The 23,707-nt window shown below is 66.7% G+C and carries 24 protein-coding genes; 11 read left to right on the top strand and 13 right to left on the bottom strand.

Translation table 11 applies throughout. The features are described 5' to 3' along the window. Nucleotides 1–17 precede the first annotated feature (17 nt). From HLH25_RS15200 to HLH25_RS15190, 3 genes are all read left to right on the top strand, one after another. Nucleotides 18–1,961, top strand: a complete 1,944-nt coding sequence (locus HLH25_RS15200; RefSeq protein ID WP_246402533.1) for an OPT family oligopeptide transporter — start codon at nt 18–20, stop codon at nt 1,959–1,961. A 144-nt stretch (nt 1,962–2,105) separates the two neighbouring features. Further along, nucleotides 2,106–3,101, top strand: coding sequence for an LLM class flavin-dependent oxidoreductase (locus HLH25_RS15195; protein WP_182974874.1), 996 nt, complete (start codon nt 2,106–2,108; stop codon nt 3,099–3,101). 50 nt (nt 3,102–3,151) lie between these two features. Then, entirely contained in the window at nt 3,152–4,822 is a 1,671-nt protein-coding gene (locus tag HLH25_RS15190; protein ID WP_182974873.1) for a M3 family oligoendopeptidase, read from the top strand. 44 nt (nt 4,823–4,866) lie between these two features. Here HLH25_RS15190 and HLH25_RS15185 read toward each other — a convergent pair whose 3' ends face one another. After that, entirely contained in the window at nt 4,867–5,379 is a 513-nt protein-coding gene (locus HLH25_RS15185; RefSeq protein WP_182974872.1) for a thioredoxin family protein, read from the bottom strand. A gap of 113 nt (nt 5,380–5,492) precedes the next feature. Here HLH25_RS15185 and HLH25_RS15180 point away from each other — a divergent pair, with 113 nt between their 5' ends. Beyond that, a complete protein-coding gene (locus tag HLH25_RS15180) occupies nt 5,493–5,807 on the top strand; it encodes a hypothetical protein (protein ID WP_182974871.1) in 315 nt (104 codons plus the stop codon). On the opposite strand, the gene HLH25_RS15175 is transcribed toward HLH25_RS15180, so the two are convergent. Together HLH25_RS15175 and HLH25_RS15170 are read right to left on the bottom strand one after the other, a co-directional pair. Further along, nucleotides 5,793–6,785 carry an SAM-dependent methyltransferase gene (locus tag HLH25_RS15175; RefSeq protein WP_182974870.1) on the bottom strand — a complete coding sequence of 331 codons (993 nt, stop codon included), beginning with the start codon at nt 6,783–6,785 and terminating at the stop codon, nt 5,793–5,795. The two genes, HLH25_RS15180 and HLH25_RS15175, sit on opposite strands and share 15 nt — an antisense overlap. Continuing rightward, the gene (locus tag HLH25_RS15170; protein WP_310889121.1) at nt 6,782–7,183 is read right to left on the bottom strand and encodes a DUF423 domain-containing protein; all 402 of its coding nucleotides are present in this window, start codon (nt 7,181–7,183) and stop codon (nt 6,782–6,784) included. The genes HLH25_RS15175 and HLH25_RS15170 overlap by 4 nt, the downstream gene beginning before the upstream one ends. Before the next feature lie 53 nt (nt 7,184–7,236). Here HLH25_RS15170 and pip point away from each other — a divergent pair, with 53 nt between their 5' ends. From pip to HLH25_RS15145, 5 genes are all read left to right on the top strand, one after another. Then, nucleotides 7,237–8,184: a prolyl aminopeptidase gene (gene pip / locus HLH25_RS15165; RefSeq protein ID WP_182974868.1), complete on the top strand. Its 948-nt coding sequence runs from the start codon at nt 7,237–7,239 to the stop codon at nt 8,182–8,184. Between the two features lie 73 nt (nt 8,185–8,257). Then, nucleotides 8,258–8,809, top strand: a complete 552-nt coding sequence (locus HLH25_RS15160) for a DUF4142 domain-containing protein (protein ID WP_182974867.1) — start codon at nt 8,258–8,260, stop codon at nt 8,807–8,809. Nucleotides 8,810–8,821: 12 nt separating this feature from the next. Continuing rightward, a complete protein-coding gene (locus HLH25_RS15155) occupies nt 8,822–9,397 on the top strand; it encodes a cob(I)yrinic acid a,c-diamide adenosyltransferase (protein ID WP_182974866.1) in 576 nt (191 codons plus the stop codon). Nucleotides 9,398–10,163: 766 nt separating this feature from the next. Beyond that, entirely contained in the window at nt 10,164–10,829 is a 666-nt protein-coding gene (locus HLH25_RS15150) for a hypothetical protein (RefSeq protein WP_182974865.1), read from the top strand. Between the two features lie 64 nt (nt 10,830–10,893). Beyond that, on the top strand, nt 10,894–11,376 hold the full coding sequence (locus HLH25_RS15145; protein WP_246402529.1) for a hypothetical protein: 483 nt from the start codon (nt 10,894–10,896) through the stop codon (nt 11,374–11,376). A 31-nt stretch (nt 11,377–11,407) separates the two neighbouring features. On the opposite strand, the gene HLH25_RS15140 is transcribed toward HLH25_RS15145, so the two are convergent. The 10 genes from HLH25_RS15140 to HLH25_RS15095 form a co-directional block, all read right to left on the bottom strand. Then, nucleotides 11,408–13,180 (bottom strand): AMP-binding protein, encoded by a 1,773-nt coding sequence (locus HLH25_RS15140; protein ID WP_182974864.1) that lies wholly within the window; start codon nt 13,178–13,180, stop codon nt 11,408–11,410. A 15-nt stretch (nt 13,181–13,195) separates the two neighbouring features. After that, on the bottom strand, nt 13,196–14,443 hold the full coding sequence (locus HLH25_RS15135) for an MSMEG_0569 family flavin-dependent oxidoreductase (protein ID WP_182974863.1): 1,248 nt from the start codon (nt 14,441–14,443) through the stop codon (nt 13,196–13,198). Nucleotides 14,444–14,465: 22 nt separating this feature from the next. Next, on the bottom strand, nt 14,466–14,750 hold the full coding sequence (locus tag HLH25_RS15130) for an MSMEG_0570 family nitrogen starvation response protein (protein ID WP_182974862.1): 285 nt from the start codon (nt 14,748–14,750) through the stop codon (nt 14,466–14,468). Further along, on the bottom strand, nt 14,743–15,912 hold the full coding sequence (locus HLH25_RS15125; protein WP_182974861.1) for an MSMEG_0565 family glycosyltransferase: 1,170 nt from the start codon (nt 15,910–15,912) through the stop codon (nt 14,743–14,745). The genes HLH25_RS15130 and HLH25_RS15125 overlap by 8 nt, the downstream gene beginning before the upstream one ends. Continuing rightward, entirely contained in the window at nt 15,909–16,877 is a 969-nt protein-coding gene (locus tag HLH25_RS15120; RefSeq protein ID WP_182974860.1) for a sll0787 family AIR synthase-like protein, read from the bottom strand. Before HLH25_RS15120 ends, HLH25_RS15125 begins: the two co-directional genes overlap by 4 nt. 2 nt (nt 16,878–16,879) lie before the next feature. Then, complete coding sequence (locus HLH25_RS15115; protein WP_182974859.1) at nt 16,880–17,431, bottom strand: MSMEG_0567/Sll0786 family nitrogen starvation N-acetyltransferase; 552 nt, start codon at nt 17,429–17,431, stop codon at nt 16,880–16,882. 9 nt (nt 17,432–17,440) lie between these two features. Beyond that, complete coding sequence (locus tag HLH25_RS15110) at nt 17,441–18,550, bottom strand: MSMEG_0568 family radical SAM protein (RefSeq protein ID WP_182974858.1); 1,110 nt, start codon at nt 18,548–18,550, stop codon at nt 17,441–17,443. Further along, a complete protein-coding gene (locus HLH25_RS15105; RefSeq protein WP_182974857.1) occupies nt 18,547–19,515 on the bottom strand; it encodes a Nit6803 family nitrilase in 969 nt (322 codons plus the stop codon). Before HLH25_RS15105 ends, HLH25_RS15110 begins: the two co-directional genes overlap by 4 nt. A 27-nt stretch (nt 19,516–19,542) precedes the next feature. Next, on the bottom strand, nt 19,543–20,025 hold the full coding sequence (locus tag HLH25_RS15100; protein ID WP_182974856.1) for an MSMEG_0572/Sll0783 family nitrogen starvation response protein: 483 nt from the start codon (nt 20,023–20,025) through the stop codon (nt 19,543–19,545). 323 nt (nt 20,026–20,348) lie between these two features. After that, a complete protein-coding gene (locus tag HLH25_RS15095; RefSeq protein ID WP_182974855.1) occupies nt 20,349–21,752 on the bottom strand; it encodes an aminotransferase-like domain-containing protein in 1,404 nt (467 codons plus the stop codon). Nucleotides 21,753–21,913: 161 nt separating this feature from the next. On the opposite strand from HLH25_RS15095, the gene mtnK reads away from it, so the two are divergent. Then, entirely contained in the window at nt 21,914–23,158 is a 1,245-nt protein-coding gene (gene mtnK, locus HLH25_RS15090) for an S-methyl-5-thioribose kinase (protein WP_182974854.1), read from the top strand. Nucleotides 23,159–23,389: 231 nt separating this feature from the next. Beyond that, the gene (locus HLH25_RS15085) at nt 23,390–23,629 is read left to right on the top strand and encodes a hypothetical protein (RefSeq protein ID WP_182974853.1); all 240 of its coding nucleotides are present in this window, start codon (nt 23,390–23,392) and stop codon (nt 23,627–23,629) included. Nucleotides 23,630–23,707 lie beyond the last annotated feature (78 nt).

The raw sequence follows: 23,707 nt of genomic DNA, 5'->3' as shown, positions 1-23,707 counted from the left end.
AGCGACATGAAGACAGCATGACGGACACCGCCCTTTCCCCGACAGCGCCCGCCGCCAGCCAGCGGGAAATGACCCTGCGCGGTTTTATCCTCGGTGCCCTGATCACCATCGTCTTCACCGCCTCCAACGTCTATCTGGGGCTCAAGATCGGCCTCACCGTCGCCTCGTCGATTCCCGCGGCCGTGATCTCCATGTCCGTGCTGCGGGCGATGGGCGGCTCCACGATTCTCGAAAACAACATGGTCCAGACGCAGGCCTCGGCGGCCGGCACGCTGTCCTGCGTCTTCGTCTCGCTGCCGTGCATGATCATGATCGGCTACTGGCAGCATTTCCCCTATCTGGAAACGACGCTGCTCACCCTCGCCGGCGGCATGACCGGCGTGCTGTTCACCGTGCCGCTGCGCCGCGCCATGGTCACGAACAGCGACCTCCCCTACCCCGAAGGCGTCGCGGCGGCCGAAATCCTGAAAGCCGGCTCGGAAAGCGGCAGCCCCGAGAGCCTGCGCGCCCTGCTGACCGGCGGCCTGCTGTCGGCGTCGGTCACGTTCGCCACCGGCGGCCTGCGGCTGCTGGCCGACAGCGCGGCGGTCACCGCGACCTGGGGCGGCGCCATCTTCCGCGCCTCGACCGGCTTCTCGCTGGCCCTACTGGGCGCGGGCTATCTGGTCGGCATCGCCGGCGGCCTCGCAATGCTGATCGGCACGCTCATCGCGTGGGATGTCGCGGTCCCGATCCTCAGCGTCCAGTTGCCCAATCCCGCCCACCTCCCCGCCGCCGGCTTCGCCACGCAGATCTGGACACAGAAGGTGCGCTTCCTGGGCGCGGGCACCATCGCCATCGCCGCCATCTGGACACTGGCGATGCTGGCCCGCCCGGTCGCGGCGGGCATCCGCGACATGATGCGCGCCCACGGCTCCGCCGACGATGACGGCCGCGACCTCACGCCCCGCACGCTCCTGCTGCTGACGGGCCTGTGCCTGGCCATCCTGTTCGTCCTGTTCCTCAGCTTCCAGTCGCCCTTCGCCCACGGCGGCGCCATCGTCTCGGCGGCGCTGGCGGCGGTGGCGATCTGCGCGCTGTTCGGCTTCCTGGTCGCCGCCGCATGCGGCTACATGGCCGGCATCGTCGGCTCGTCCTCGTCCCCGCTGTCGGGGATCGCCATCATCGCCATCGTGCTGGTCGCCTCGTTCATGCTGCTGCTGGAGCCGCTGGGCGCGCTACCCGCCGAAATGTCGGCCAACGGGCACCATCTGGCGATCGCCTTCGCGCTCTACATCCTCTCGGCCATCGTCGCCTCCTCGGCGATTTCCAACGATAACCTCCAGGATCTCAAGACCGGGCAACTGGTCGGCGCCTCGCCCTGGCGGCAGCAGGTGGCGTTGCTGGTGGGCTGCGTCAGCGGCGCCATCGTCATCCCGCCGGTGCTGGAACTGCTCTACCAGGCCTACGGCTTCGTCGGCGCCATGCCCCATGCCGGCATGAACCCCGACCACGCCCTCCCCGCCCCGCAGCCCGCCCTTCTCACCACCATCGCGCAGGGCATCTTCCAGCATCAGCTCGACTGGACCATGATCCTGATCGGCGTCGCGCTGGGCATCGTGCTGATCGCGGCCGACCTGCTGCTACGCCGCGTCGGCGGGGCCATGCCGCCCCTGGCGGTGGGAATCGGGCTGTATCTTCCCCCGGCGGTCAGCGTCACGCTGGCCATCGGCGCCATCATCGGCTGGGCCTGCACCCGCCAAGCCCGACAGAGCGAAGGCGGCGTTTCCACCATGCTCGCCTCCGGCTTCATCGTCGGCGAGAGCCTGACGGGCGTGCTGCTGGCCGGCATCGCCGGCGCCACCGGCCGCGACGACACCCTGGCCATCCTCCCCGAGGCAAGCATCGTGCCGTCGATATTGGGAACGCTGGTCTTCATCACCATATGCCTGTGGTTCGGCCACAAGATCCGCCGTGCCTGACGGGGCAATGCGCGCTGGCGGCGATCCGGCGCGCATTGCCCGTGCTTCGCGGCACACGGTCGTCGCGGCCGCCTTCGCGCACCAGCCCGCCTCTCTCGTCAGGCATGGGGACCGCAGACCCGAACGACAAAAGGAGTTTGGACATTGATCCCCTTTTCGGTCCTCGACCTGTCCCTGATCGTTCGCGGCAGCGATGCCGCCACCGCCTTCCGCAACAGTCTCGACCTCGCCCGCCATGCCGAAGCACTGGGCTTTCACCGCTACTGGGTGGCGGAACATCACGCCATGCCGGCCATCGCATCCGCGGCAACCGCCATCCTGATCGGCCACCTGGCGGCCGGCACGCAGCATATCCGCGTCGGCGCCGGCGGCATCATGCTGCCCAACCATGCCCCGCTGATGGTGGCCGAACAGTTCGGCACGCTGGAAAGCCTGTTCCCCGGCCGGATCGACCTCGGGCTGGGCCGCGCCCCCGGCTCGGACCAGGAAACGATGCGCGCCCTGCGCCGCGACCCGTCCAGCGCCGACCGCTTCCCGCAGGAGGTCGCCGAACTGCTGCATTATTTCGCGCCGCCCCAGCCCGGCCAGCGCGTGCAGGCCGTCCCCGGCGCCGGGCTGGACATCCCGGTGTGGCTGCTGGGCTCGTCGCTGTTCTCCGCCCATCTGGCGGCCCATCTGGGCCTGCCCTTCGCCTTCGCCTCACATTTCGCGCCGGACATGATGGAAGAGGCCGTCGCGCTGTACCGCCAGCGCTTCACCCCCTCCGCCCGGCTGGCCCAACCTTATGTCATGCTGGGGCTGAACGTGGTGGCCGCCGACTCCGACGCGCAGGCCCGCTTCCTGTTCACCTCGCACCAGCAGCAGTTCGTGGCCCTGCGCCGGGGCCGTCCGGGCCAGTTTCCGCCCCCGGTCACCGAGACGGACGGGCTCTGGACAGCCGCCGAACAGGCCGGGATCGACCGCGCCCTGGCCTGCGCCGTCGTGGGCCGCCCCGAGACCGTGCGCACCGGCCTGGCCCGCTTCATCGCCCGCCACCAGCCCGACGAGCTGATGATCGTGAGCGCCATCCACGACCACACAGCCCGCCTGCATTCCTTCGCCCTCACGGCAGAGGCCCGCAACGCCCTGGCGGAAACCTGACGGCACAGAACCGTGGACGGCCCCCCATCGCGGATGCGATGATGCGCACCATGTCCATCCAATTCGCCGACCTCACGTTTCCGTCCCCGACCGCCGAAAGCCTGAACGCGGCTTTCGGCGCCGTCTCCACCCTGCTGGATGAAGGCCACCGCACCGAGGCCCTCGCCCGCTTCGACGCCGAACGCCGGGCGTACGACAGTTGGGCCTCGATGGTTGCCCTGCGCTTCTCCCAGGACACCACCAGCCCGCAGGCCCGCACCGATCGCGACCTCGCCGACCGGCTGACCCCGCTGGTGACCGAGCTTGAAGTCGCCATCAAGCGCCGGCTGCTGGACGACCGCGCCGGCCTCGCCACCGCCGTCGGCACCCACACCGTGCGCCTGTGGGAAACCGACATCACCACCTTCGACCCACGCATCCGCGCGGCGCTGGAAGAAGAAGCCCGCCTGGGCGCCGACTACACGGCCCTGCTGGCCGCGGCCCGCGTGACGGTGCAGGGCCAGACAGTCAATCTGTCCGGCCTCGCCCCCTTCGCCGAGCACCCGGACCGCGCGGTGCGCTACGAGGCCGAAAAGGCGCGCTGGGACTTCTTCGCCACCAACGGGCCGGAACTGGACCGGATCTACGACCAGTTGGTGCAGGTGCGCCACGGCATGGCGCGCACCCTGGGCTATGACAACTACATCCCCCTGGGCTACCGGCGGATGCGCCGCGTCGATTACGGCCCCGAGGATGTCGCGCGCTTTCGCGAGGACGTGCTGGCCCATGTCGTGCCCCTGGTCGGCGCGATCATGGAAAACCGCCGCCTGACCATGAACTGGGACCGGCTGCATTTCTGGGACGAATCGCTGATCGACCCGCTGGGCAACCCCAAACCGGCCGGCGGGCATGATTTGCTGCTGGAACGGGCACAGACGATGTTCGACCGCATGGGCGGCGATCTGGGCACATTCTACCGCCAGATGGTCGAAGGCGGCTTCCTCGACCTGCGCAACCGCGAGGGCAAGGCCGGCGGCGGCTTCTGCACCGCCTTTCCCACGGTCGGGATGCCGTTCATCTTCGCCAATTTCAACGGCACGCAGCACGACATCACGGTCTTCACCCACGAAATGGGCCACGCCTACCAGAACTGGAAAAGCCGCGACCTGCCGGGGATCGACCTGCTGTGGCCGACCATGGACGCCGCCGAGATCCATTCGATGGCGCTGGAATTCCTCACCTGGCCGCAGATCGACCTGATGGTCGAGGACGGGCTGGCCGACCGCTTCCGCCGCATGCACCTGATCGGCTCATTGAGCTTCCTGCCCTACGGCGTCTGCGTCGATCACTTCCAGCACGAGGTCTACGCCAATCCCGGCATGACGGCCGCCGAACGCCACGAGACCTGGCAGCGGCTGGAAAAGCTGTACCTGCCCTGGCGCGATTACGGCGACCTGTCCTGGCCCGCCGCCGGCGGCCGGTGGCAGGCCCAGGGCCATATCTACCGTTCGCCCTTCTATTACATCGACTATACGCTGGCCCTGTGCTGCGCGATGCAGTTCTGGCTGCACAGCCGGGCCGATCAGGCGGGCGCGATGGCGGTCTATGCCGATCTGTGCGCGCTGGGCGGCTCGCAGCCCTTCACCGGCCTGGTCGACGCCGCCGGCCTGATCAGCCCCTTCAGACAGGGCACCCTGGCCGACATCGTGCAGGAAGCCGACCGCTTCCTGCATCTGCGCTGAAAGTCGCAAACGCGCGCCGGATCACCGCCGGCGCGCATTTACAGTCAGGCCCCGCGACCGTTCCAGCCGGCCAGCAGATCAACCACCGCCTGGGCGGACATGCGCCGCGCGTCACCCAGCGCCAGCGTGCCGTCCGGGTTCAGCAACCGGCCCTGCGGCGTCACGATCAGCACGGTCGGCACGGCCTTGATCGTCACCCCGTAATGCCGGGCGATATCCAGGTTGGTATTGATCCGCCCGACATTGACCGACACGGTAACGAAATGCGCCGCCACCCAGGGCGCGACCGACGGCAGGTCCAGAACGCCCGCCAGCATGCGGCAGTCCGGGCACCAGTTGCCGCCGAAATCGATCAGCACGTTGCGGCCGCTTTCCTTGGCCGTCTTGAAGGCGGCATCGACCTGCGCCTGCGCGCCCTCGGTCGGCCCATAGGGTGCCGCGACCGGCTTCGGCGTCTCCTGCCCCACCTGGGGCACGGGCGGCAGTTCGGCCAGAGCCGGGGTGGCGGCCAGACCGGCCAGCAGGACGGTCAGGGGAAGGAGGCGGCGCAGATGCATGAAATTCGGTCCATGAAGCCAAGGATGAACGAGGCATAATATCAGGTTAAGATGGATCTCATACGTCGAAAGCCATACAGACCCGACATAATGGTAAAAGGATCTTCTCCCGGATGACACAGGCCGCGCAACCCGACATCGCCCGCACCCTGATCAAGACCGTGGCCATGGTCGCGCTGACGGCCGCCCTGATGGCCACCCTGCGCTACAGCGCCCATGTCGCCTACCTGGTCGATCACATTGCCGGCACACGGCTGTGGAGCACCCTGTACAGCGTCACCGGCGCCGCCGATGCCGAGGCACGCGAACGGATCATCGTGATGGGCGTCGCGGTGGCCTGCTTCCTGCTGGCCCTGCCGATCGTGCAGATCGGCGAATGGGCGATCGACCGGCGGCTGCGCGCGCGCCGGGCCTCAGCCGGGCGGTAACGCCCCGGCCGGGGCCGCCGCCTCGCGGTCCCACAGAAATGTCAGTTCATGCTTGTTGTGCCACAGATGCAGCACCCGCCCGCCCGGAATGGCGGCGAACGCGGCAGCGGTCTCGTGGTCGGTGGTGCCCTGGAACTTGATGGTCATCACGATGCGCCGCGCCGTGCCCCCCGCGATCCAGCGCCGGGCCAGCGCCAGCAGGCGCGTCGGATAGGCGATGATGTCGGAAAACATCCAGTCCACCGCCCCCAGTTCGGCGGGCTCGATCCCGAACGCGCTTTCGCGGCGCAGCGCCACCCCCGGCATGGCGGCCACCTGGGGCGCGAGGTCCGCGCGATCCACCGCCACCACCTCCGCCCCGCATTGCGCGATGGCCCACGTCCACCCGCCGGGCGACGCTCCCAGATCGACGCAGCGTTCCCCCGGCATCGGCCAGACGCCCAGCCGGGCACAGGCTTCCCATAATTTCAGATAGGCCCGCGAAGGCGGCCCCACCCGATCCTCGACGAACGGCACCGCCCCGTTCACGAAGGGCGAGGATTTGCGCGTCGACAGCAGCAGCATATCCGGTGCCAGCAGCGTCCACCCACCCAGATGCCCGCTCGGCGCGGCTGCGGGAAAGACCAGCGCCCGCGCCGCAACCGGCGGCAGACGGTCGGCAATCAGCGTCGCGCGACGATGATGCCGCACGGCATGGCAGGCCCAGTTGCGCTGCCGGCCGCGCAACAGCGCCGCCGCCGCGCCGATCGAGGCAATGGAATGAAGCTCGGGCTCCAGCCAGATATCCAGCGCCCACGCCGCCGCAACCGGCGGACTGGCCGACAGAGCCAGCCGACCATGCCACGCCATGATCTCCACGCCCTGCCGCCCCAGTTCCTCGACCAGCGCGTCCTCGAACCCCTCAGCCGCCAGATAAGCCGCGCGCACCGGGTGCGGCAGTTCGACCGGCGCCGCGTCGCCCTGCATATCGGTGGTCATCGCCGCAGCCCGTCCACCGCCATCAGCAGCCACGCCAGCATCAGCAGGCTGCCACCGGTGGGCGCGACCGGGCCGAGATGCTGCCCCGTCACCCCCGTCCAGCCGACGGCACCGCAGAACAGCACCACCCCCAGCGCAAAGGCCGCACCGGCCAGCAACAGCGGCACCCGCCGCCCCCGCACGCACAGCAGGATGCCGACCGCCAGCAGCGCGGGCGCGTGCCACATGCCCATCTCCACCGCCTCGCGCGCCAGCGTGCGGCCGGAAGGCGCGGCGAACATCGCATCGGGCAGATGGGCCGCCAGCGCGCCGCCGGCCACCGACAGCAGGCCCAGCAGGCCACCCGATGCAAGAAAAAGCCGGGCCACGCGCGGCACAGGCGAAAAGGAAGCAGACACACTCATCACGGCCGCAGTCTAGCCGGGCGCCCCGGTTGCCGTATAGTCGCCCCATGCCACGCCATGACCTGTTTCCCGACATCGCGCCATACGAGAGCGGCTACCTGCCCGTCGGCGACGGGCACGAAATCTATTGGGAGCAGGCAGGCAATCCGGCCGGCCGGCCGGTCCTGTTCCTCCATGGCGGCCCCGGTGCCGGCAGCGGCGCGGTCCACCGCCGCTTCTTCGACCCCACCCACTGGCGAATCGTGCTGTTCGACCAGCGCGGCGCCGGGCGCTCGCGCCCCCATGCATCGGTCACCGCCAACACCACGCCGCATCTGGTGCGGGATATCGAACATCTGCGCGCCGCACTGGGCATCGCCGACTGGGTGCTGTTCGGCGGCTCATGGGGTTCCACGCTGGCGCTGTCCTACGCCCAGGCCCACCCCGAGCGCGTGCGCGCGATGGTCCTGCGCGGGATCTTCCTGGGCCGCCCGAGCGAACTGGACTGGTTCTTCCACGGCCTGGCCCATGTCTTTCCCGACGCGCACACAGCCTTCCTCGAACACCTGCCCGTGCAGGACCGGCACGATCCGCTGGCCGCCTATTGCCGGCTGCTGTTCGACCCCGACCCGGCGATCCACCTGCCGGCGGCGCGGGCATGGTCCAGCTACGAGGGCACCTGCTCCACGCTGATCCCGGCCCCCGCGGCGGTCGCCGGCTTCGCCCGCGACCGCGCGGTGATCGGCCTGGCGCGGATCGAGGCACATTATTTCCGCCACGGCCTGTTCCTGCCGCCCGGCGGCCTGCTGGCCCACATGGCGCGGATCGCCCATATCCCCGGCACCATCGTCCAGGGCCGCTACGACATGATCTGCCCCGCCACCTCCGCGTGGGACCTGGCCCGTGCCTGGCCAGCCGCCACGCTCACCCTGGTGCCCGACGCCGGACATTCCGCGCTGGAACCGGGAATCCGCCGGCGCCTCGTGACCTGCATGGAAGAGTTGCGCGCTCTCTAGCGCCACGGCAAGAACCCGACCCGCACGATCGCGTTCCCCCTGTATCCGCATGTCCGGAAGGGATCAGTAACGAATGACCAAACATGTCCGCTGGCTGCCCATCGCGGCGCTCCTGCCGCTGGCCGCCTGCGCCACCGCGCCGAAGCCCGCCCCCATACCCCAGCCACCCTCCCTGACCGAAACCGACATCACGTTCCTCGACAACGCGGCCCGCAGCAACGATTTCATCATCGCGGCGGCGAAGCTGGCGGATACCCAGGCCCGCGATCCGCACGTCAAAACCTTCGCCGCCCGCCTGGTCGCCGACCACACCGCCAGCCAGGACCGGCTGAAGACCATCGCCGACCAGCACGGCACCACCCTGCCCGACGATCTGGACACGGACGAAGAGCATGTTCTGGACAGCCTGAAGACCGAAAAGGGCCGCGTCTTCGACCGCGATTTCACCGCGCTGCAAATCGCCGGCCACGACAACGCGGCCCCGCTGTTCCAGGCCGAAGCCGCCAACGGCACCGACCCGGCCCTGAAGGCTTACGCCACCGACATGCAGTCCACCATCCAGTCGCATCTGGACATGGCGAAAGCATTGGGCCAACACGGGCACCATCACCGACCCCATCACTGACCGGAACGCCGCATGAGCATCCGCATCGACCGCGTCGTCACCAGGGGAGGCGATCGCGGCCAGACTTCGCTGGGCGACGGCACACGGGTCGACAAATCCTGTACCCGGATCGAGGCCATGGGCGCGGTGGACGAAGCCAACGCCACGATCGGCGTGCTGCGCCTGCATGTGCCGCCCCCGTCGCCCGATGCCGCATGCCTCGCGCGCATCCAGTCTCTTCTGTTCGATATCGGCGGCATATTATGCGTGCCGGAGCAGGGGCCGGACGACGCCGACAATTTTCGCGGCGGCGACGCGGCGGTCGCGTTTCTCGAACAGGCGACGGAACGCCTGCGCGTCCGCCAGACGCCGCTACGCAGCTTCGTGCTGCCCGCCGGCAGTCCAGGCGCCGCCCATGCCCATCTGGCCCGTACCGTGGCCCGCCGGGCGGAACGCCAGGTGGTCCTGCTCCGCAAGGAAGAATTCGTCAGCCCATCCGTCCTGCGTTGCCTGAACCGGCTGTCCGATTACCTGTTCGTACTGGCCCGGCACCTGAATAACGACGGGCAGGACGACGTTCCCTGGCAACCCGGCAGCCGCGACGCCTGAGAACCCTGCCCGATTACACGAATCGCCCGACAACCCGGCGCAGTTCCGGGCCACGCAGCCTCCCGCTTGCTGCCGAACGCCTGGCTGCGCAGGGTCACACGATTCCCATGGACGTCCGAATCACGCTAGACATCACATAAACGTGATGTCTATTATTCAACCGACTTCCCGAACCTGAAAAAGACGAAAAACCGTTCTGCTTCCGTTCGGCGCCTCACTGTAATCGCGTATGAAACCTTCCGTTCCGTCGAATTGACCACAATCAGAGAAATAAAGCAGGGAAAATATCAATACACTATAGAATTATGAAAATAATAAAGAATAACAATCGAAAAATCCGGCACGAAACCCATACAGAATCCAAAAACGATACGGAATATCTGTCGTATTTTATAATATTCGCGGATATTTACGCCATTTTAATGCTTAATATTACACGATCATGAAATTTCACACATGCGCCATCGGTGCCGCGACACCATGTCACAAGAACTTACGAACGACATGGCCTTGCATTTTCTTCAGAAGACAGAGTATATGAAACTTATTGGATCAATTTCTCTTATCCATATGCGCTTCGCACTCACCGGTTCCGAGCCGGTTGCCTCTCTGAAATCGGCATCCGGTCATTCCGGCGCAGCGCGAAACAACAGAACAATGCCCGCCTCGTTCGGAATGAAATGAACAAAACAGAAAACACGCCCCCACGCCGGCATATTTTCAAACATTCCCCACGATTTTCATCTCCACTTTGAGAGACACCCCCATGTCCGCATCCTATAACGATACCTTCCCCTTTGCCGCAGACGCCGAACAATCCGACAACGATAATCGCGACGAGGTCAACGAGCAGGCGCTGCGTCTCGCCCTATCCCGTCTCGGTTCGAAACAATCCGCTCCTGCCTCATCCTCCCAAGCGACGCCCCGCGCCACGGCCCGCCCCTTCGATGCGGCACAACGGCGGCGGAAATTCGTCCAGGATGGCGACGTCCGGGTCGAACATCATGTCCTCAACCGCCCGGCGGCCCGTGCGATGCATGCACCGCAGGAGGATAGCGGCGAAATCGAGCGCCTGCGCCTACAGGTAAAGCTGTTGCAGAAGCAGCGCGACGACGCCGACCGCGCCAGCCACGATGCCCAGGCCAGCCTGCGTTCGCTGGAAACCCGTATCGGCCACGCCGACATCGTTCTGGCCGAAGCCCAGGCCGGCGTGGCCAGCCGTGACGAGGAAATCCTGGCCCTGCGCGCCAGCCTGTCCGCGGCCCGTGCCGAAATCGCGCGTCTGACGGCGGAGCTTTCCGCCCCGAGGCCGCGCGCCGCCCCCATCCAGCAGCCGAAACCCGCGCCGGTTCCCCGCCCCCGCCACGCCCCTGCCCCCGAGGCGATCGAGGACGAACCCGAGCCCGTGAAATGGTGGATCAAGAAGAAATAAGCAGGCTCTTCCTGATCATACGGCAAGCCCGCGCCGATCGGCGCGCCAACCCGTGATCCGCGACATGCGGAACACGGCACGCCTGTCCATCGTGCTTGATCGGCTCGCGATCGTCCTCGTCGTCGCCTGCATGGGCGGCGCTGCCGCCATCCTCATGATGGCACCGCTGGTCAACGGGCTTTTCCTGCTGCTGCGCGATATCTTCGGCATCCTGTTCCTGCCGTTCTCCTTCCTGTTCGGCATGGCCGGACAGACGGACCATGCGCATATCATGGGCAACGTCGTCGGCGGCATGGGCACGGACCTGCTCGCCCATCCCGCGCGCACACTGGCCGCCGCCACCGCCAGCGCTTTCAGTGCCGTGCTGTTCGTCGTCGCACTCGGCCCGGCCGGGCGTGGCGTCATGGCCGCCTCCCTGGCCGCCGGGCTCGTGGCCTTCTGGCTGGGCGGCCTGACGACGGGAATGATCCTGCTGCCCGGCCTGATGATCGAAATCCTCTACCTGCTGCGTCCCGCCCACCCTCGCGATGCAATGCCGGGCCAGTAACGATCACGGAACAGGCCGGCCGCCCACATTCTCAGGCGGTCGCCAATGTCCGGCGCATGATCTTGCCCGATACCGTCGTCGGCAATTGCCGCACGAACAGCACCTCCTTCAGCCCCACCCACCGTCCCAGCCCGCACGCGACCCGCTCGGCAATCTCCGCCGCCCACCCCGGTCGCACCGGCCACGAGGCCGGCACCACATAGGCAACCGGCCGCTGCCCCCGCAGCCCGTCCGACACGGCCACGACCGCACAGGCATGGACTTTCTCATGCCCGGCAATGATCTTCTCGATCTGCACACCGGAAACCCGACGCCCCGCCACCTTGATGACATCGTCGGAACGCCCCAGCATATGCACGGCCTGGTCATCCGTGATCACCCCTTCATCGAAGGTGCGATAACAGCCCCCACCCTCCGCCAGATACGCAGTCGGGGGCCGCAGCGCGCCCGTCTTCCATATCCCGGCGAGGCAGCCCGGCGGCAGCGGTAACGCCAGCAATATCTCCCCATTTGTCTCCCCGGCCACCGCCGGGCGCACCACCGGCGAAAAGCCGGGAGCAGGCCGGCCGATATCATTCAGGATCGCCGCCGGCTCCGCCTCGGGCAGCCCGAAGAAATGCGCGGTAATGCTCCATCCGGTTTCGGTCTGCCACCAATGATTCACCACCGGCCGATCGAAGCAGCCCCGCGCCCAGTCCAGCAGGGTCGGATCGGCATATTCCCCGGCCACGAAAACCCGCTTCAGCGCCGGCAGAGCGCGGCCGGAAAAATCCGCGCCGCCCTGGCGCATCAGCCGCAACTGCGTCGGCGTCGTGAACAGGCATTTCACATCATGCGCAGCGCAAAGCCGCCCGATCACCGAGGCTGAAGGGCACCCTTCCACGATGACGCTGGTCCCCCCGCCCAGCAAAGGCGCGTAGACCCCATAGGAATGCCCGACCACCCAGCCGAGATCCGACGTGGTAAAGAAGCAATCCCCCGGCCCGCAGCCATAGATCAGGTCCATGGACAGGCTCAGGGCAACCGCATGGCCGCCATTGTCGCGGACAATCCCCTTGGGCGTTCCCGTCGTCCCGGACGTATGCAGAATATAAAGCGGGTTCTCGGCCCGCACCGGCACCGGCGCCACCGGCGGATACCGCTCCAGCACATGAAAATCATGGTCCCGCCCCACCGCCATCCGCATCGGGCAGGCTTCACGCTGAACGATGACGCAACCAGCGGGCACATGCGCCGCCCCGGCCAGCGCCTCGTCCAGCGTCGCCTGCGCCGGCACCACCGTCCGCCCCTGAAAACTGCAACTGGCCGCGACAACGATCTTCGGCGTCACGTCATCGATCCGCCGCGCCAGTTCCGCCGCCGCATAGCCGGCAAAGACCACCACATGCACCGCTCCCAGCCGCGCACAGGCCAGCATGGCGATCGCGATTTCCACCATGCAGGGCGCCGCGATCAACACCCGGTCCCCCCTGTCCACACCCAACGTCCGCAACCCGCCGGCAAACCCGGCAACCCGCTGCTGAAGTGCGGCGTAGGACAGGCTCCGCGTCTCCCCCGTCGCGCAGGAATGCCAGACCAGGGCGGGCTGCTCCCCCCGCCCGGCCGCCACATGCCGGTCCACCGCATTATGGCAGCTATTGAGCGTGCCGCCGGCAAACCAGTCATGCCACCCGTCCGCGCGCGGCCGACAGGCGGCAACCGGCGCCTGCTCCCACGCGATGCGCCGCGCGGCCTCCAGCCAGAACCCTTCAGGATCGGCCGAAGCCGCATGCCGCATGGCATCGTAGGTCGTCCACGGAAGCATGGCGCATGTCCTCCTTCAGGCGATCGGGATCTCTTTTCCGGTAATCTGGCCGGCAAGCCACGCGGCATCGCGCGAGATGCCGGAAAACCGGCCAGACCCCCAGGTGTGCAGCCAGGGCAGGCCCAGAAAGTAGAAACCGGGCGCATCGGTCACCCCCCGATCCCACACCGGCTTCGTCGCCCCATTGAAGACCGGCACGTCGATCCAGCGATAATCCGGCCGAAACCCGATGCACCACAGGATGGCGGCAATCCCCGCCGCCTTCAGGTCCAGCGGCGTGTTTCCGCGCTCAGGCTCCCACACCGGCACATAAGGGGCTTCGACCGGCGCCGCGATTCCCACCCGCGCGATATGGGCGTCGATCGAAGCCTTGATGTCGGCATTGGTCTTGTCCGCGTCGTCGAGATTCTCCCTCAGATCGGGCAGGAAATGCGCAACCTCGTCGCGAATGGTCTCCAGCGTGCCATGCAGCCGCACTCCCTCCTTCGCGAACTGCCGCAGATCGAGATCATGCCCACCATTGCGGCCGGTGACATAATGGTTGGTCTTGTCGCGCGCCCCGTCCCGCAGCGGATGCCGGTCCACCGTCAGGTCGTAGAATTTCATGTCCGCCAGCCAGTCCACCACATCGCGCCCGCGATAGAAGCGCGAAACACGCGGCGCGGTGCCGACGCACAGATGCACCTTCCGACCTTCGAGATGCAGGTCCTCCACAATCTGCGCGCCCGACTGCCCGCTGCCCACCACCAGCACCGCCCCCTCGGGAAGCTGCGCCGCATTCCGGTAATCCTGCGAATGAATCTGGACAATCGCAGGATCAATCGCCCCGGCATAACCGGGGATCACCGCATCATGATAGGCACCGGACGCGATCACGACATGCTGGGCGTGCCATACCGCCTCATCGGCCACCACGCGGTACCCGCCCTCTTCGTGCCGCGTCACGGACGTCACCCGCGTATGCTCGCGCAGCGGCGGCGTAAAGGAGGCCCGAAAGGACCGCACATAATCAATGATCTCGTTCTTCATCATGAAGCCATGCGGATCATTCCCCGCATAAGGGTGCCCCGGCAATTGGCACTGCCAGTTCGGGGTGACGAGGCAGAAATTATCCCACCGCTCGTCATCCCAGGAATGGCAAGCCGTTCCCGCCTCCAGCACGACATGGTCCACCGCCTCGCGGCAGAGATACCAGCTCAGCGAAAGCCCGGCCTGCCCGCCGCCGACAATCACGACGGGAATGGTTTTTTCATTCTGTGACATAAGGATATTCCGCAAAGGGATTTCAGTCGAACGACAGGACACGCACCCGCGCATCCTCCGAATCAGCAAAGCGCGCGCAGAGCGTGCGAATGGTCTGCAACTGGCCGAGCGCCCGGCTGCATGGAAACCCGTACCGGGCCTGCACCCGCGCGCTGGCCTCCGTCAGCGCCGCGTCCGCGCGGGCCAGGAAGTCCGCAACCGGATAATCCGCCCCCGGCACCAGATGATCGCGCACCACCAGCGAGGGCGAATAACAGTCGCTCTCCGTCCCGTCCGGCCAGCGGACACGAAAGATCATTTCAGGCATTGATCGAACTCTCCTGAAGCACCCCGGCGCGGGGCAACGCCGCCAGACGCCGATAGGCAGGGATGTGCCGCGCCGCGACATCGTGCCAGCGGAAGCGGCGCGCGACCGCAGGGCCAACGGCCCCGAAACGGGCGCGACAGCCGAGCCGCAGCGCGTCATGCAGGGCACCGACAAGGGTGTCGGGCTGCTCCGGCACACACCACAGGGCCTCGTCACCACGTAGATGCTCGGTAAAAGGCGCGGCATCGGGCACGATGATCGGGGTGCCGCAGGCCAGCGCCTCGACCGGGCACAGCCCGAACCCTTCACAGTGCGAGGGATAGGCCAGCACCGCCGCCTGCCGGTAGAACGCCCCCATATCGGCATCCGCGACCGGCCCCGTCACCGTTACGGAATCCGCATACCCACTGGCCGACAGAAGCGCGGCAAAAGCCGCGCGATAATCGGAATGATCCAGCAGCGACGCACCCCCGACGACGGCAAGATGCACATCCGCCCGCACCGCGCGCAGGCGCAGAAACGCCTCAAGCAGAGCAAGCGTATTCTTCCGCCGCTCGATCCCGCCCACCGACAGGATCAGATGCCGATCCAGCGGCACCCCGTGGCGCCCCCACAACGCACGATCCTGCTCCTTCTCCTCCGGCGAAAACCGCAGCGGATCGACCCCGTTACCAACGACCGGCGCCACACGCCCCCACTCCGCAAGCAGGGTGCGTTCCCACAATGCGCTGACGGTAAAAAGCTCCGCCGCCGCCCGCAGCCCCCGCGCCTGTCGAAACGCCAGACCGGGGTCGGCAAAACGGTCGAGATGATGAACAGTGCGCGCAAATCCCGAAATCCGCCCTTCCACCACCAGATCCGCCAGCGCATTGGCGCTGATCGGATCCTGCGCATGCAGCACGTCATACCGCGCATCCCGCAACGCCTCGCGCATGGCGGCGACATGGCATTCCACCCGCGCGGACAGGTCCCGCATCTCCGGCACCGGAATACAGCGCACGGCACAGCGCGGCGTGCGAAAAAACCCCTCTCCGCCGGCATCGGGCGCAATCAGCGTCGCCTCATGCCCGGCGTCGCACAAGGCCTCGGCCAGCGCCATGCCATGCACCACGCCGCCGCGCGGATTGGTCGAGTGGGTGAGAATACCGATCGAAAGCGTCATGGCGCACAACCGATCAGAGGCTGCCGCCCCAGATCCCAGAACGTCTCGCGCACGCCGTCATGCAGCACGTCCAGCGTCCGCGCCCCGTCACAGGCGCCAATGACAGCGGCCGCAATGCCCCGCGCCTGAAAGCGGGCCAGAATGGCCCCCGCATCTGCGGGCCGCGCGGTCAGCAGATAGCCATAGCTGGGAAAGGCGCCGAGCCAGCGTTCCATCGGCGCGCCATCGGGCCGGGGGACCGCATCCAGATCCACCGTCACCCCGATCCGCGAACATTCCGCCAGCATCACGGCGGTCCCCAGAATCCCCGCCATGCTGATATCCTTGGCCGCCCGGCTCAGCCCCGCCTCCGCGATCTCCGGCAGCACCTCCAGATCGGCCCGCAACCGCGCGGCATCCCCACCTGCCCCCGTTTCCGAACTGGCATCCCAAAACGGATACGGGTCATGCCATTTCCCCCGCAGATCGATGGCGGCAACCAGAACCTCGCCCGGCCGGGCATCGAAACTGGTCAGCAGCCGCCGCGCCCGCCCGAGAATGGCCACCGACAGCGAGCAATGCGCACTGCCGAGGTTGGTATGCCCCCCGACCACCGGAATGCCATAAGCCCGCGCCCCATCCCGCAACCCATGCAGGATCGGCGCGGCACCCCGGGCGCTCTCGCCCCACAGCGTATCGACAACCGCAATCGCCCGCCCGCCCATCGCCGCGATGTCGCTGGCATTGACCATCACGCCGCAATAGCCGGCGAACCAGGGCATGGCGCGCACGAACCCGTCCTGAAATCCCTCGCTGGCAAAAAGAAGATAGCCATCGCCATCCGGAATCGCCGCGCAATCGTCCCCCAGCCGGATGGCATCGGCGCCCCCATAACCCAGCGCGGCAACCGTCCCGGCGATATCGCGTTTCGCGGCCATCGCGCGACTCTCCCGCAGGCCATGCAGCATCGCGGCAAGGCCACGCATCCTCACGCGCTCCGCCGCGAAACGGGCTGGGGGCGCAGCAGCCATGTCTGCGCCCGCCCATGCGCCGAATAGCGGGAAAGATCGGCCTCCATCTCATGATGCGGCAGGCCATGCAGCGTGATGGCCCCGAGGCTCGTCCAGTGCAGGCGACGGAAGAACAGCACATTCTGCTCCTGCACCTGCGCGAAGAAACGCCGCGCCCCAAGCCCATGCGCGGTACACACCGCCATGCGGATCAGTTCCGCCCCGATCCGCCCCAACCGGCGATGCTCCGCATGCACCGCCAGCCGCGAACCGCGCCAGATGCCCGGCTCGGCCTCATGGATACGCACGGCCCCGACAATCCGGTCCGGCATCCCGGCCACGCAGCAGGAGGCGATAATGGGCATGGCCCGCGCATCTATGGCATCGCGATCGTCATCCTGAAAAACCCCCTGCTCCCGACAGAAGATTTCACGCCGCAAGGCATAATGCCCCGCCCGCTCCCATTTCGAGCGCGCAAGCCGCACGATATATTCCGTCGGAACGAAGGGGCGATCCTCGATCTCATCCATGACCGAACCTCACTGCTCGTACGTCGAGAGAGACGAACACGCGCCACAGCGGCCACACCCGGCCCGGATATCGGTCGATTTCATGTTCGCCGCCCGCAGCATCCCACCTAGCGGGGCCAGAACGGATTTCATGAAATCGGACGAAGGCGGCGCATGGTTCTCCAGCGGCGTGCCCGAAATCGGCACGAACGGCACCACGAACGGATAGACTCCAAGCGCAATCAGCCGCTGCGCCAGCGCCAGGATCTCCTCGACCGTATCCCCCAACCCGGCCAGCAGATAGGTATTCACCTGCCCACGCCCGAAAACCGGCACCGCGCTGGCAAAAGCCTCCAGATAGCGATCGACGCTGACGGTCGCCTTGCCGGGCATGATCCGCTCCCGCACCGCCTGCGTCGCGGCTTCCAGATGCATGCCCAGACTATCCGCCCCGGCCTCGCGCAGCCGCCCGAACCAGGCATGGTCACGCGGCGGCTCGCACTGCACCTGCAACGGCAGGTCGACCGCCGCCCGGATCGCACGGGCCGAGTCCGCCAGCACGGCGGCCCCCCGATCCACGATATTGGGCGTGCCGGTCGTCAGCACCATGTCGCGCACATGGTCCAGTTCCACCGCCGCCTTCGCGACCTCGGCCAATTGCGCGGGCGTCTTGTAGGCAATGGTCCGGCCGGCCTCCAGCGACTGGCCGATGGCACAGAACTGGCACGATGTCCGCCGGTCGGCATAGCGGATGCAGGTCTGGTGCACGGTGGTCGCCAGCGTATCGCGCCCATGCAGCAGCGCGATCTTCCAGTACGGAATGCCGTCCGCCGTCTCCAGCCCGTAAAAACGCGGCGGTGCGGGAAAGCGGATCGGCGCCACCGCCTGCCCGTCGCGCACCAGCATGCTGGTGCCGTCATCCCCCGGCACGCTCGCCTGAAAAGGCGAGCGCCGCGCATCGGCGGTATAAACCGGCACCATCACCGTCTGTCCGGCGATGGTGATCGCCTTGTGGTCCGAAGGACCGGCGCCCCCCTTGCGGGTCACGCCCCCAGTCTGCTCCCCGATCTGCAACCCGAAGGATTGCAGGTCGGTGATCAATTGCCTCCCGGCAATGGTGCCAATGACTGGAACACTCATGACAGCGCCTCCCCTGCGGCCGCCTCCGTCCCCACGCCATACGCATGCACGGTCCGCGCCGGACGCCGGTCGATCAGCAGACTGAGCAGTTCGGGCCGCGCATAATGCCCCACCGAGTCCATCATCCGCTTGCGCTTGGTAATCAGCGCGAAATCCAGATCGGCGATCACCATCCCCTCGCCCTCGGTCAGCGGGGTGCCGAGCAGCTTGCCTTCCGGCGAGACGATCGCGGTAAAACAGCCTCCCCGCAGCGGGCCTTCCAAAGCCGGATCACCCGCAACCTGGCTGACCTGCTCGTCGGTCAGCCAACCGGTGGCATTCACGACGAAACAGCCGGATTCCAGCGCATGATGCCGGATCGTGACCTCCATCTGGTCGGCGAATATCTGCCCGACCAGCGAGCCGGGAAACTGCGCGCAATGAATCTCCTCATGCTGGGTCATCAGCGCGTAGCGGGCCAGCGGATTGTAATGTTCCCAGCAGGCCAGCGCGCCGATACGCCCCACCGCGCTGTCCACCACCTTCAGCCCCGCGCCATCGCCCTGCCCCCAGACCATCCGCTCGTGATAGGTCGGGGTGATCTTGCGCCGCCGAAGCAAAATCTCACCCGTGGCATCGAAGATAATCTGCGTATTATACAGCGTGCCATGATCGCGCTCGTTCACGCCCAGCACGACCACCATCCCGGTCTCGCGCGCCGCCTCCGCCACCATCCCCGTTACCGGACCGGGAATGACGACCGCGCGTTCGTATAGCGCCAGATGCTCGCCGCCCAAGCGAAAAGCCGGCTGGATAAACGAGAAATAAGGATAATAAGGCACAAGGGTTTCGGGAAAGACCGCCAGCTTCACGCCCCGTTCCGCGGCGTCGCGAATGCTCTGGCAGACTTTCCGCGCGGTCCCCGATCCATCATCGCCCAGAACGGGCGAAATCTGGATGGCCGCGGCGCGCACGATGCGTGACATGCCGATGGTCCTTCCCGCGATCGAAAATCAGAGCGTCCAGGTATCGAGGATGAAGGCATTGTCCCGGCGATGCAGCAGCACCAGGTCCAGCACATCCTGCGGATTGATCGGCGTAATCCCCGGAATCAGCGACGGCTCGCCATGGCCATACAGCGCCTGGAGCGCGAACCGGCAGGCATAGACCTTGCCGCCTTCTTCGATGATTTTCGCAATCTGCTTGTTGCAGTTCATATGCCCCGGAAAGGCTTCATCTCCCAACCGCGGAAAGCCGCGCTGGATGCCGAGCGTCACGCCCGGCCCGTAAAGCAGAACCGAGGTCTCGAACCCCTTGCGGATCAGCCGTGTCGCCTGCAACAGATTGACGAACCCGATCGAACCTTCGAACGCAACGGTATGGAAGGTCACCAGCGCCTTCTCGCCCGGATTGGCTTTAACGTCCTCGAAAACCTTGTTTTCGTAATCGACGAAGATATCGCCATCCTTGTGGGGGGCGCGTTCGACTGTCGGCATGATGGATCTCCCGTATGGATCGCTATCCGGCGGCGCGAAGCAAGCCGCCCTGACGGGAGATGTCGTGGCACGGGATCAGGCGGGAGGTAAAATCTTGTATGGATCACGCCTCCACTACAATGAAGACAATCTCATCCACCCACCCCGGAATGCCGATTTCAATTCCATACAATATCGAATCATGCAGGGTACAATAGCCTCCCTCCCCCACAACCTATTGTTATTCCTCCCTCCAAAAATCACGTACTCGTGAACAAACCACCTCTTTATCTGATGCCCCCCAGGCACCCGACCACCACCAGCACGCCAACCCGGCCAATGTCTCACACGATATCGGCAAAGCCCGGCGAGCGTTTATGCTGAAGCACCGACACCACCCCACGCAGCGACTCTTCAAGGCTCGCCGCATCCGGCGCACTCCCCAGCGCAACCCGCGCCCGCTGCGGCGGCTCGCCGCTGATCGTGAACACCGTGCTGGGCACCAGCGCCAGCCCCCGGCGGCGCGCATAGGCCACGAAATCCGTGCTGCCCCACCAATCCGGCAATTTCAGCCACACATGCGGGCCATCGGGATTCATGCAGTGCCCCTCGCCCAGAATCCGGCGGGCGATGGACTGCCGCAAACGCAGTTCGGTGCGGATCGCATGCAGAATCCGCTCCGCTTCCCCCGTCTGCATCCAGCGCGCGGTCAATGCGCTCAGCAGCCCCGCATTGGTCAGCGCGATCGCCCTGATCGCGGCGGTCACGCGGCGCGCCATATCCGTACCCGGCAACGCCACATAGGCCGTGCGCAGACCGGGGCTGAGCGTCTTGGCCAGCGTCGCCACATAGAAAACGCGCCCATGATCCAACGCCGCCAGCGCCGGCGGCCGATCGTCCATCAGCAGGCTGTACGGATCGTCCTCCACCACATGCAGATGATGAAGCTGCGCCACCGCCAGAATGTCCCGTCGCCGTTGCAGCGACATGGTCGCCGTGGTCGGATTATGAATGGTGGGAATGCAGTACAGCAGCCGTGGATGATGCTGCGCGCACACCCGGTCGAGTTGCTCCGGCATCATCCCCTCGGCATCGCTGTCCACCCCGACGAGGATCAGCCCGAACTGCGCGGCGATGGTGCGGATGCCCGGATAGGCAATCCGGTCGGTCACGATGACATCGCCGGGCTGGGTCAGCGTGGTGACGATGGCCGCCAGCGCGCTCTGTGCCCCCGGCGCCACCAGCACTTCGTCCACCCGGCGCGGCCCGACCACGGGCGCGATCCATTTCGCCCCAAGCTGGCGCTCCTCCATCGTCCCGCCGGTCACGCGGTAGGACATCAGGCTGTTCAGATCCTGCTGTTTCAGCAGCGCCGCGATATCGGCGTGGATCATTTTCTGGAGCGGCGGGTCCTGCGGCACCGGCGGCAGGTTCATGGTCAGGTCGATCACCGCCGGCCCGGTATGCCGCCAGTGGCTCTCTCCCGCGCCGACGCGGATAAACGTCCCCCGCCCCACCGTGGCGTCGATCAGCCCCCGCCGCCGCGCCTCGGTAAAGGCGCGGGTCACGGTGGTCAGGTTGGTGCCCAGATACGCCGCGATCGTCCGCTGTGGCGGCAGCCGGTCCCCCTCCCGCAGGTCCCCCTTGCGGATCGACAGCGCCAGCGCGTCCACCAGCGTGAGATAGATCGCCCCCGCATTATGATCGATCCGCTCTTTCCAGTGCGCGAGATAGGGCCGGTTCGACATCGGGCAGGGACTTTCACAAGAGAGCCGGTTGAAGCGTACACCTCCATACAATACCGGCCATCCCGGCGCGATATTGTATGCACCCCACCCCCTCACACCCTTCCCCGCCCGACATGCTATGCTCCCCGCCACACCGACGCCCCGCCGACGAGACACCGAACATGACCCGATCCCCCACGCCCTACCGCACACTGGACCCGGCCGGCATCCGCGCGTTTCTCGCCGCCCAACCCGCCCTCGCGACACGCCTGGGCGGCCAGCCGGACGCCTGGCGGGTGCGCGAGGTCAGTGACGGCAACCTCAACAATGTGTTCCTGATCGACGGCCCGGCCGGCGGCGTCTGCTTCAAGCAGTCCCTGCCCCACGTCCGGGTAGACCCAGACTGGAAGATGCCGCTGGACCGCACGGCGTTCGAGGCCGCCTATCTGCGCGCCGTCCGCCCCCATGTCGGCAATCTCACGACCGAACTGCTGCATTTCGACCCCGACCTGTTCGTGCTGGTGGTCGAAAGCCTGAACGGCCACGTCGTGCTGCGTCACGGCCTGATGCAGGGCGGCGACTGGCCGAAAGCCGCCGCCGCCATCGGCCGCTTCGTGGCCCGCGCCACGTTCCACACCTCGCCGCTGGCCCTCAAATTCGAGGCGTCATCGGCCCTGCTCGCCCCCTTCGCCCGCAACCACACCCTCACCCGCATCACCGTCGATCTGGTGCTGACCGACCCCTACCACGCCCACCCGCGCAACCACTGGCTCAGCCCGGAACTGGACCCGATCGTGGCGAACCTGCGCGCCGACCCGGCCGTGCGCCGCCGCGTCGGCCAGATGCAGGCCCGCTTCCTCACCTGCCAGCAGGCCCTGCTGCACGGCGACCTGCACACGGGCTCGGTGATGGTCGCGGACCAAGATAGCCGCGTCATCGACGGCGAATTCGCCCTCCCCGGCCCGATCGGCTTCGATTGCGGCCTGTTCGTCGGCAACCTGCTGATGCACCTGTTCGCCACCCCCACGCCGGAAGGCCGCACCCGCGCCCTGCGCGACATCACACAATTCTGGACCCATTTCCGGCAGGATTTCACCACCCTCTGGACCAACGCGGTCGCCCATTCCCACTCCGGCGACGCCTACGCCGCCCCCCTGTTCCGCGACGACCCCACATCCCTGCAACAGGTACAGACCCAGTTCCTCGACGCCATCGAAGCCGACACGATCGCCTTCGCCGCGCTGGAAATCATCCGCCGCCTCACCGGCTACGCCCACGTCGCCGATTTCGACGTGATCGCCGACCGCACGGCCCGCGCGGCAAGACAGGAGGCCGCCCTGCGCCTGGCCCAGGACCTGCTGGCCCACCCAGAACACACATCCACCGTCGCGGCACTCAGCGCGCGTGCCGCCGATCGTGCAGCCTGAAGAAGCCTCCCGAAATGCGTTCCCTGACGGCGACTGAATGGCAACCACCCTCTCCGCAACGCTCCGCCGCGCCGCGCGGAACCTCACGACACCCGATCCCGATCAGACGACGCTGCTCCCGGACACATCGACAGCCGAAACCCGGCCGCGAGGTCCACGAATAGGCTATTCACTCGCCGTCAGGATGGCGCTCGTCGACTTCGCCGCTGGAAACAGACGAACAGAACAAGATTGATCGTCTACATCATCCTGTCGGGTCTCATTTTCTTCGTTCTGCATCTCCCCAGGAAGAGCCACGGCATTTTCACCCAGCACTCCGTCTCCGATGCCGTCGTCATCGGATTGATATCCGGCAGTCTCTTCAGCCTCACCTACTACAAATCCGTCCGTCAGCATTACCGTCCCTATCTCACCACCGCCCTCTGTCACGGGCTCAGCAACGGACTGCTGGAAGTCCTCTCTTTCCTGTAAAGCGTCCCTTGCACATGCCCGCCTGCGGTTTACGGCTCGCATGGGCTGCGCAATAAGGGCGCTCCCGCTCCGCCCCTC

Source organism: Gluconacetobacter dulcium (assembly GCF_014174165.1).
In the GTDB taxonomy this organism is placed as follows: Bacteria; Pseudomonadota; Alphaproteobacteria; order Acetobacterales; family Acetobacteraceae; genus Gluconacetobacter; species Gluconacetobacter dulcium.
The sequence above is the reverse complement of the archived record's forward strand: the minus strand, read 5'-3'. Positions and strand labels throughout refer to the sequence as shown.

Coding starts and splice junctions, on each gene's coding strand:
- HLH25_RS15200 (WP_246402533.1), top strand. CDS start 18: ATGACGGACACCGCCCTTTCCCCGACAGCGCCCGCCGCCAGCCAGCGG.
- HLH25_RS15190 (WP_182974873.1), top strand. CDS start 3,152: ATGTCCATCCAATTCGCCGACCTCACGTTTCCGTCCCCGACCGCCGAA.
- HLH25_RS15185 (WP_182974872.1), bottom strand. CDS start 5,379: ATGCATCTGCGCCGCCTCCTTCCCCTGACCGTCCTGCTGGCCGGTCTG.
- HLH25_RS15180 (WP_182974871.1), top strand. CDS start 5,493: ATGACACAGGCCGCGCAACCCGACATCGCCCGCACCCTGATCAAGACC.
- HLH25_RS15175 (WP_182974870.1), bottom strand. CDS start 6,785: ATGACCACCGATATGCAGGGCGACGCGGCGCCGGTCGAACTGCCGCAC.
- pip (WP_182974868.1), top strand. CDS start 7,237: ATGCCACGCCATGACCTGTTTCCCGACATCGCGCCATACGAGAGCGGC.
- HLH25_RS15160 (WP_182974867.1), top strand. CDS start 8,258: ATGACCAAACATGTCCGCTGGCTGCCCATCGCGGCGCTCCTGCCGCTG.
- HLH25_RS15155 (WP_182974866.1), top strand. CDS start 8,822: ATGAGCATCCGCATCGACCGCGTCGTCACCAGGGGAGGCGATCGCGGC.
- HLH25_RS15150 (WP_182974865.1), top strand. CDS start 10,164: ATGTCCGCATCCTATAACGATACCTTCCCCTTTGCCGCAGACGCCGAA.
- HLH25_RS15145 (WP_246402529.1), top strand. CDS start 10,894: ATGCGGAACACGGCACGCCTGTCCATCGTGCTTGATCGGCTCGCGATC.
- HLH25_RS15140 (WP_182974864.1), bottom strand. CDS start 13,180: ATGCTTCCGTGGACGACCTACGATGCCATGCGGCATGCGGCTTCGGCC.
- HLH25_RS15135 (WP_182974863.1), bottom strand. CDS start 14,443: ATGTCACAGAATGAAAAAACCATTCCCGTCGTGATTGTCGGCGGCGGG.
- HLH25_RS15130 (WP_182974862.1), bottom strand. CDS start 14,750: ATGCCTGAAATGATCTTTCGTGTCCGCTGGCCGGACGGGACGGAGAGC.
- HLH25_RS15125 (WP_182974861.1), bottom strand. CDS start 15,912: ATGACGCTTTCGATCGGTATTCTCACCCACTCGACCAATCCGCGCGGC.
- HLH25_RS15120 (WP_182974860.1), bottom strand. CDS start 16,877: ATGCGTGGCCTTGCCGCGATGCTGCATGGCCTGCGGGAGAGTCGCGCG.
- HLH25_RS15115 (WP_182974859.1), bottom strand. CDS start 17,431: ATGGATGAGATCGAGGATCGCCCCTTCGTTCCGACGGAATATATCGTG.
- HLH25_RS15110 (WP_182974858.1), bottom strand. CDS start 18,550: ATGAGTGTTCCAGTCATTGGCACCATTGCCGGGAGGCAATTGATCACC.
- HLH25_RS15105 (WP_182974857.1), bottom strand. CDS start 19,515: ATGTCACGCATCGTGCGCGCCGCGGCCATCCAGATTTCGCCCGTTCTG.
- HLH25_RS15100 (WP_182974856.1), bottom strand. CDS start 20,025: ATGCCGACAGTCGAACGCGCCCCCCACAAGGATGGCGATATCTTCGTC.
- HLH25_RS15095 (WP_182974855.1), bottom strand. CDS start 21,752: ATGTCGAACCGGCCCTATCTCGCGCACTGGAAAGAGCGGATCGATCAT.
- mtnK (WP_182974854.1), top strand. CDS start 21,914: ATGACCCGATCCCCCACGCCCTACCGCACACTGGACCCGGCCGGCATC.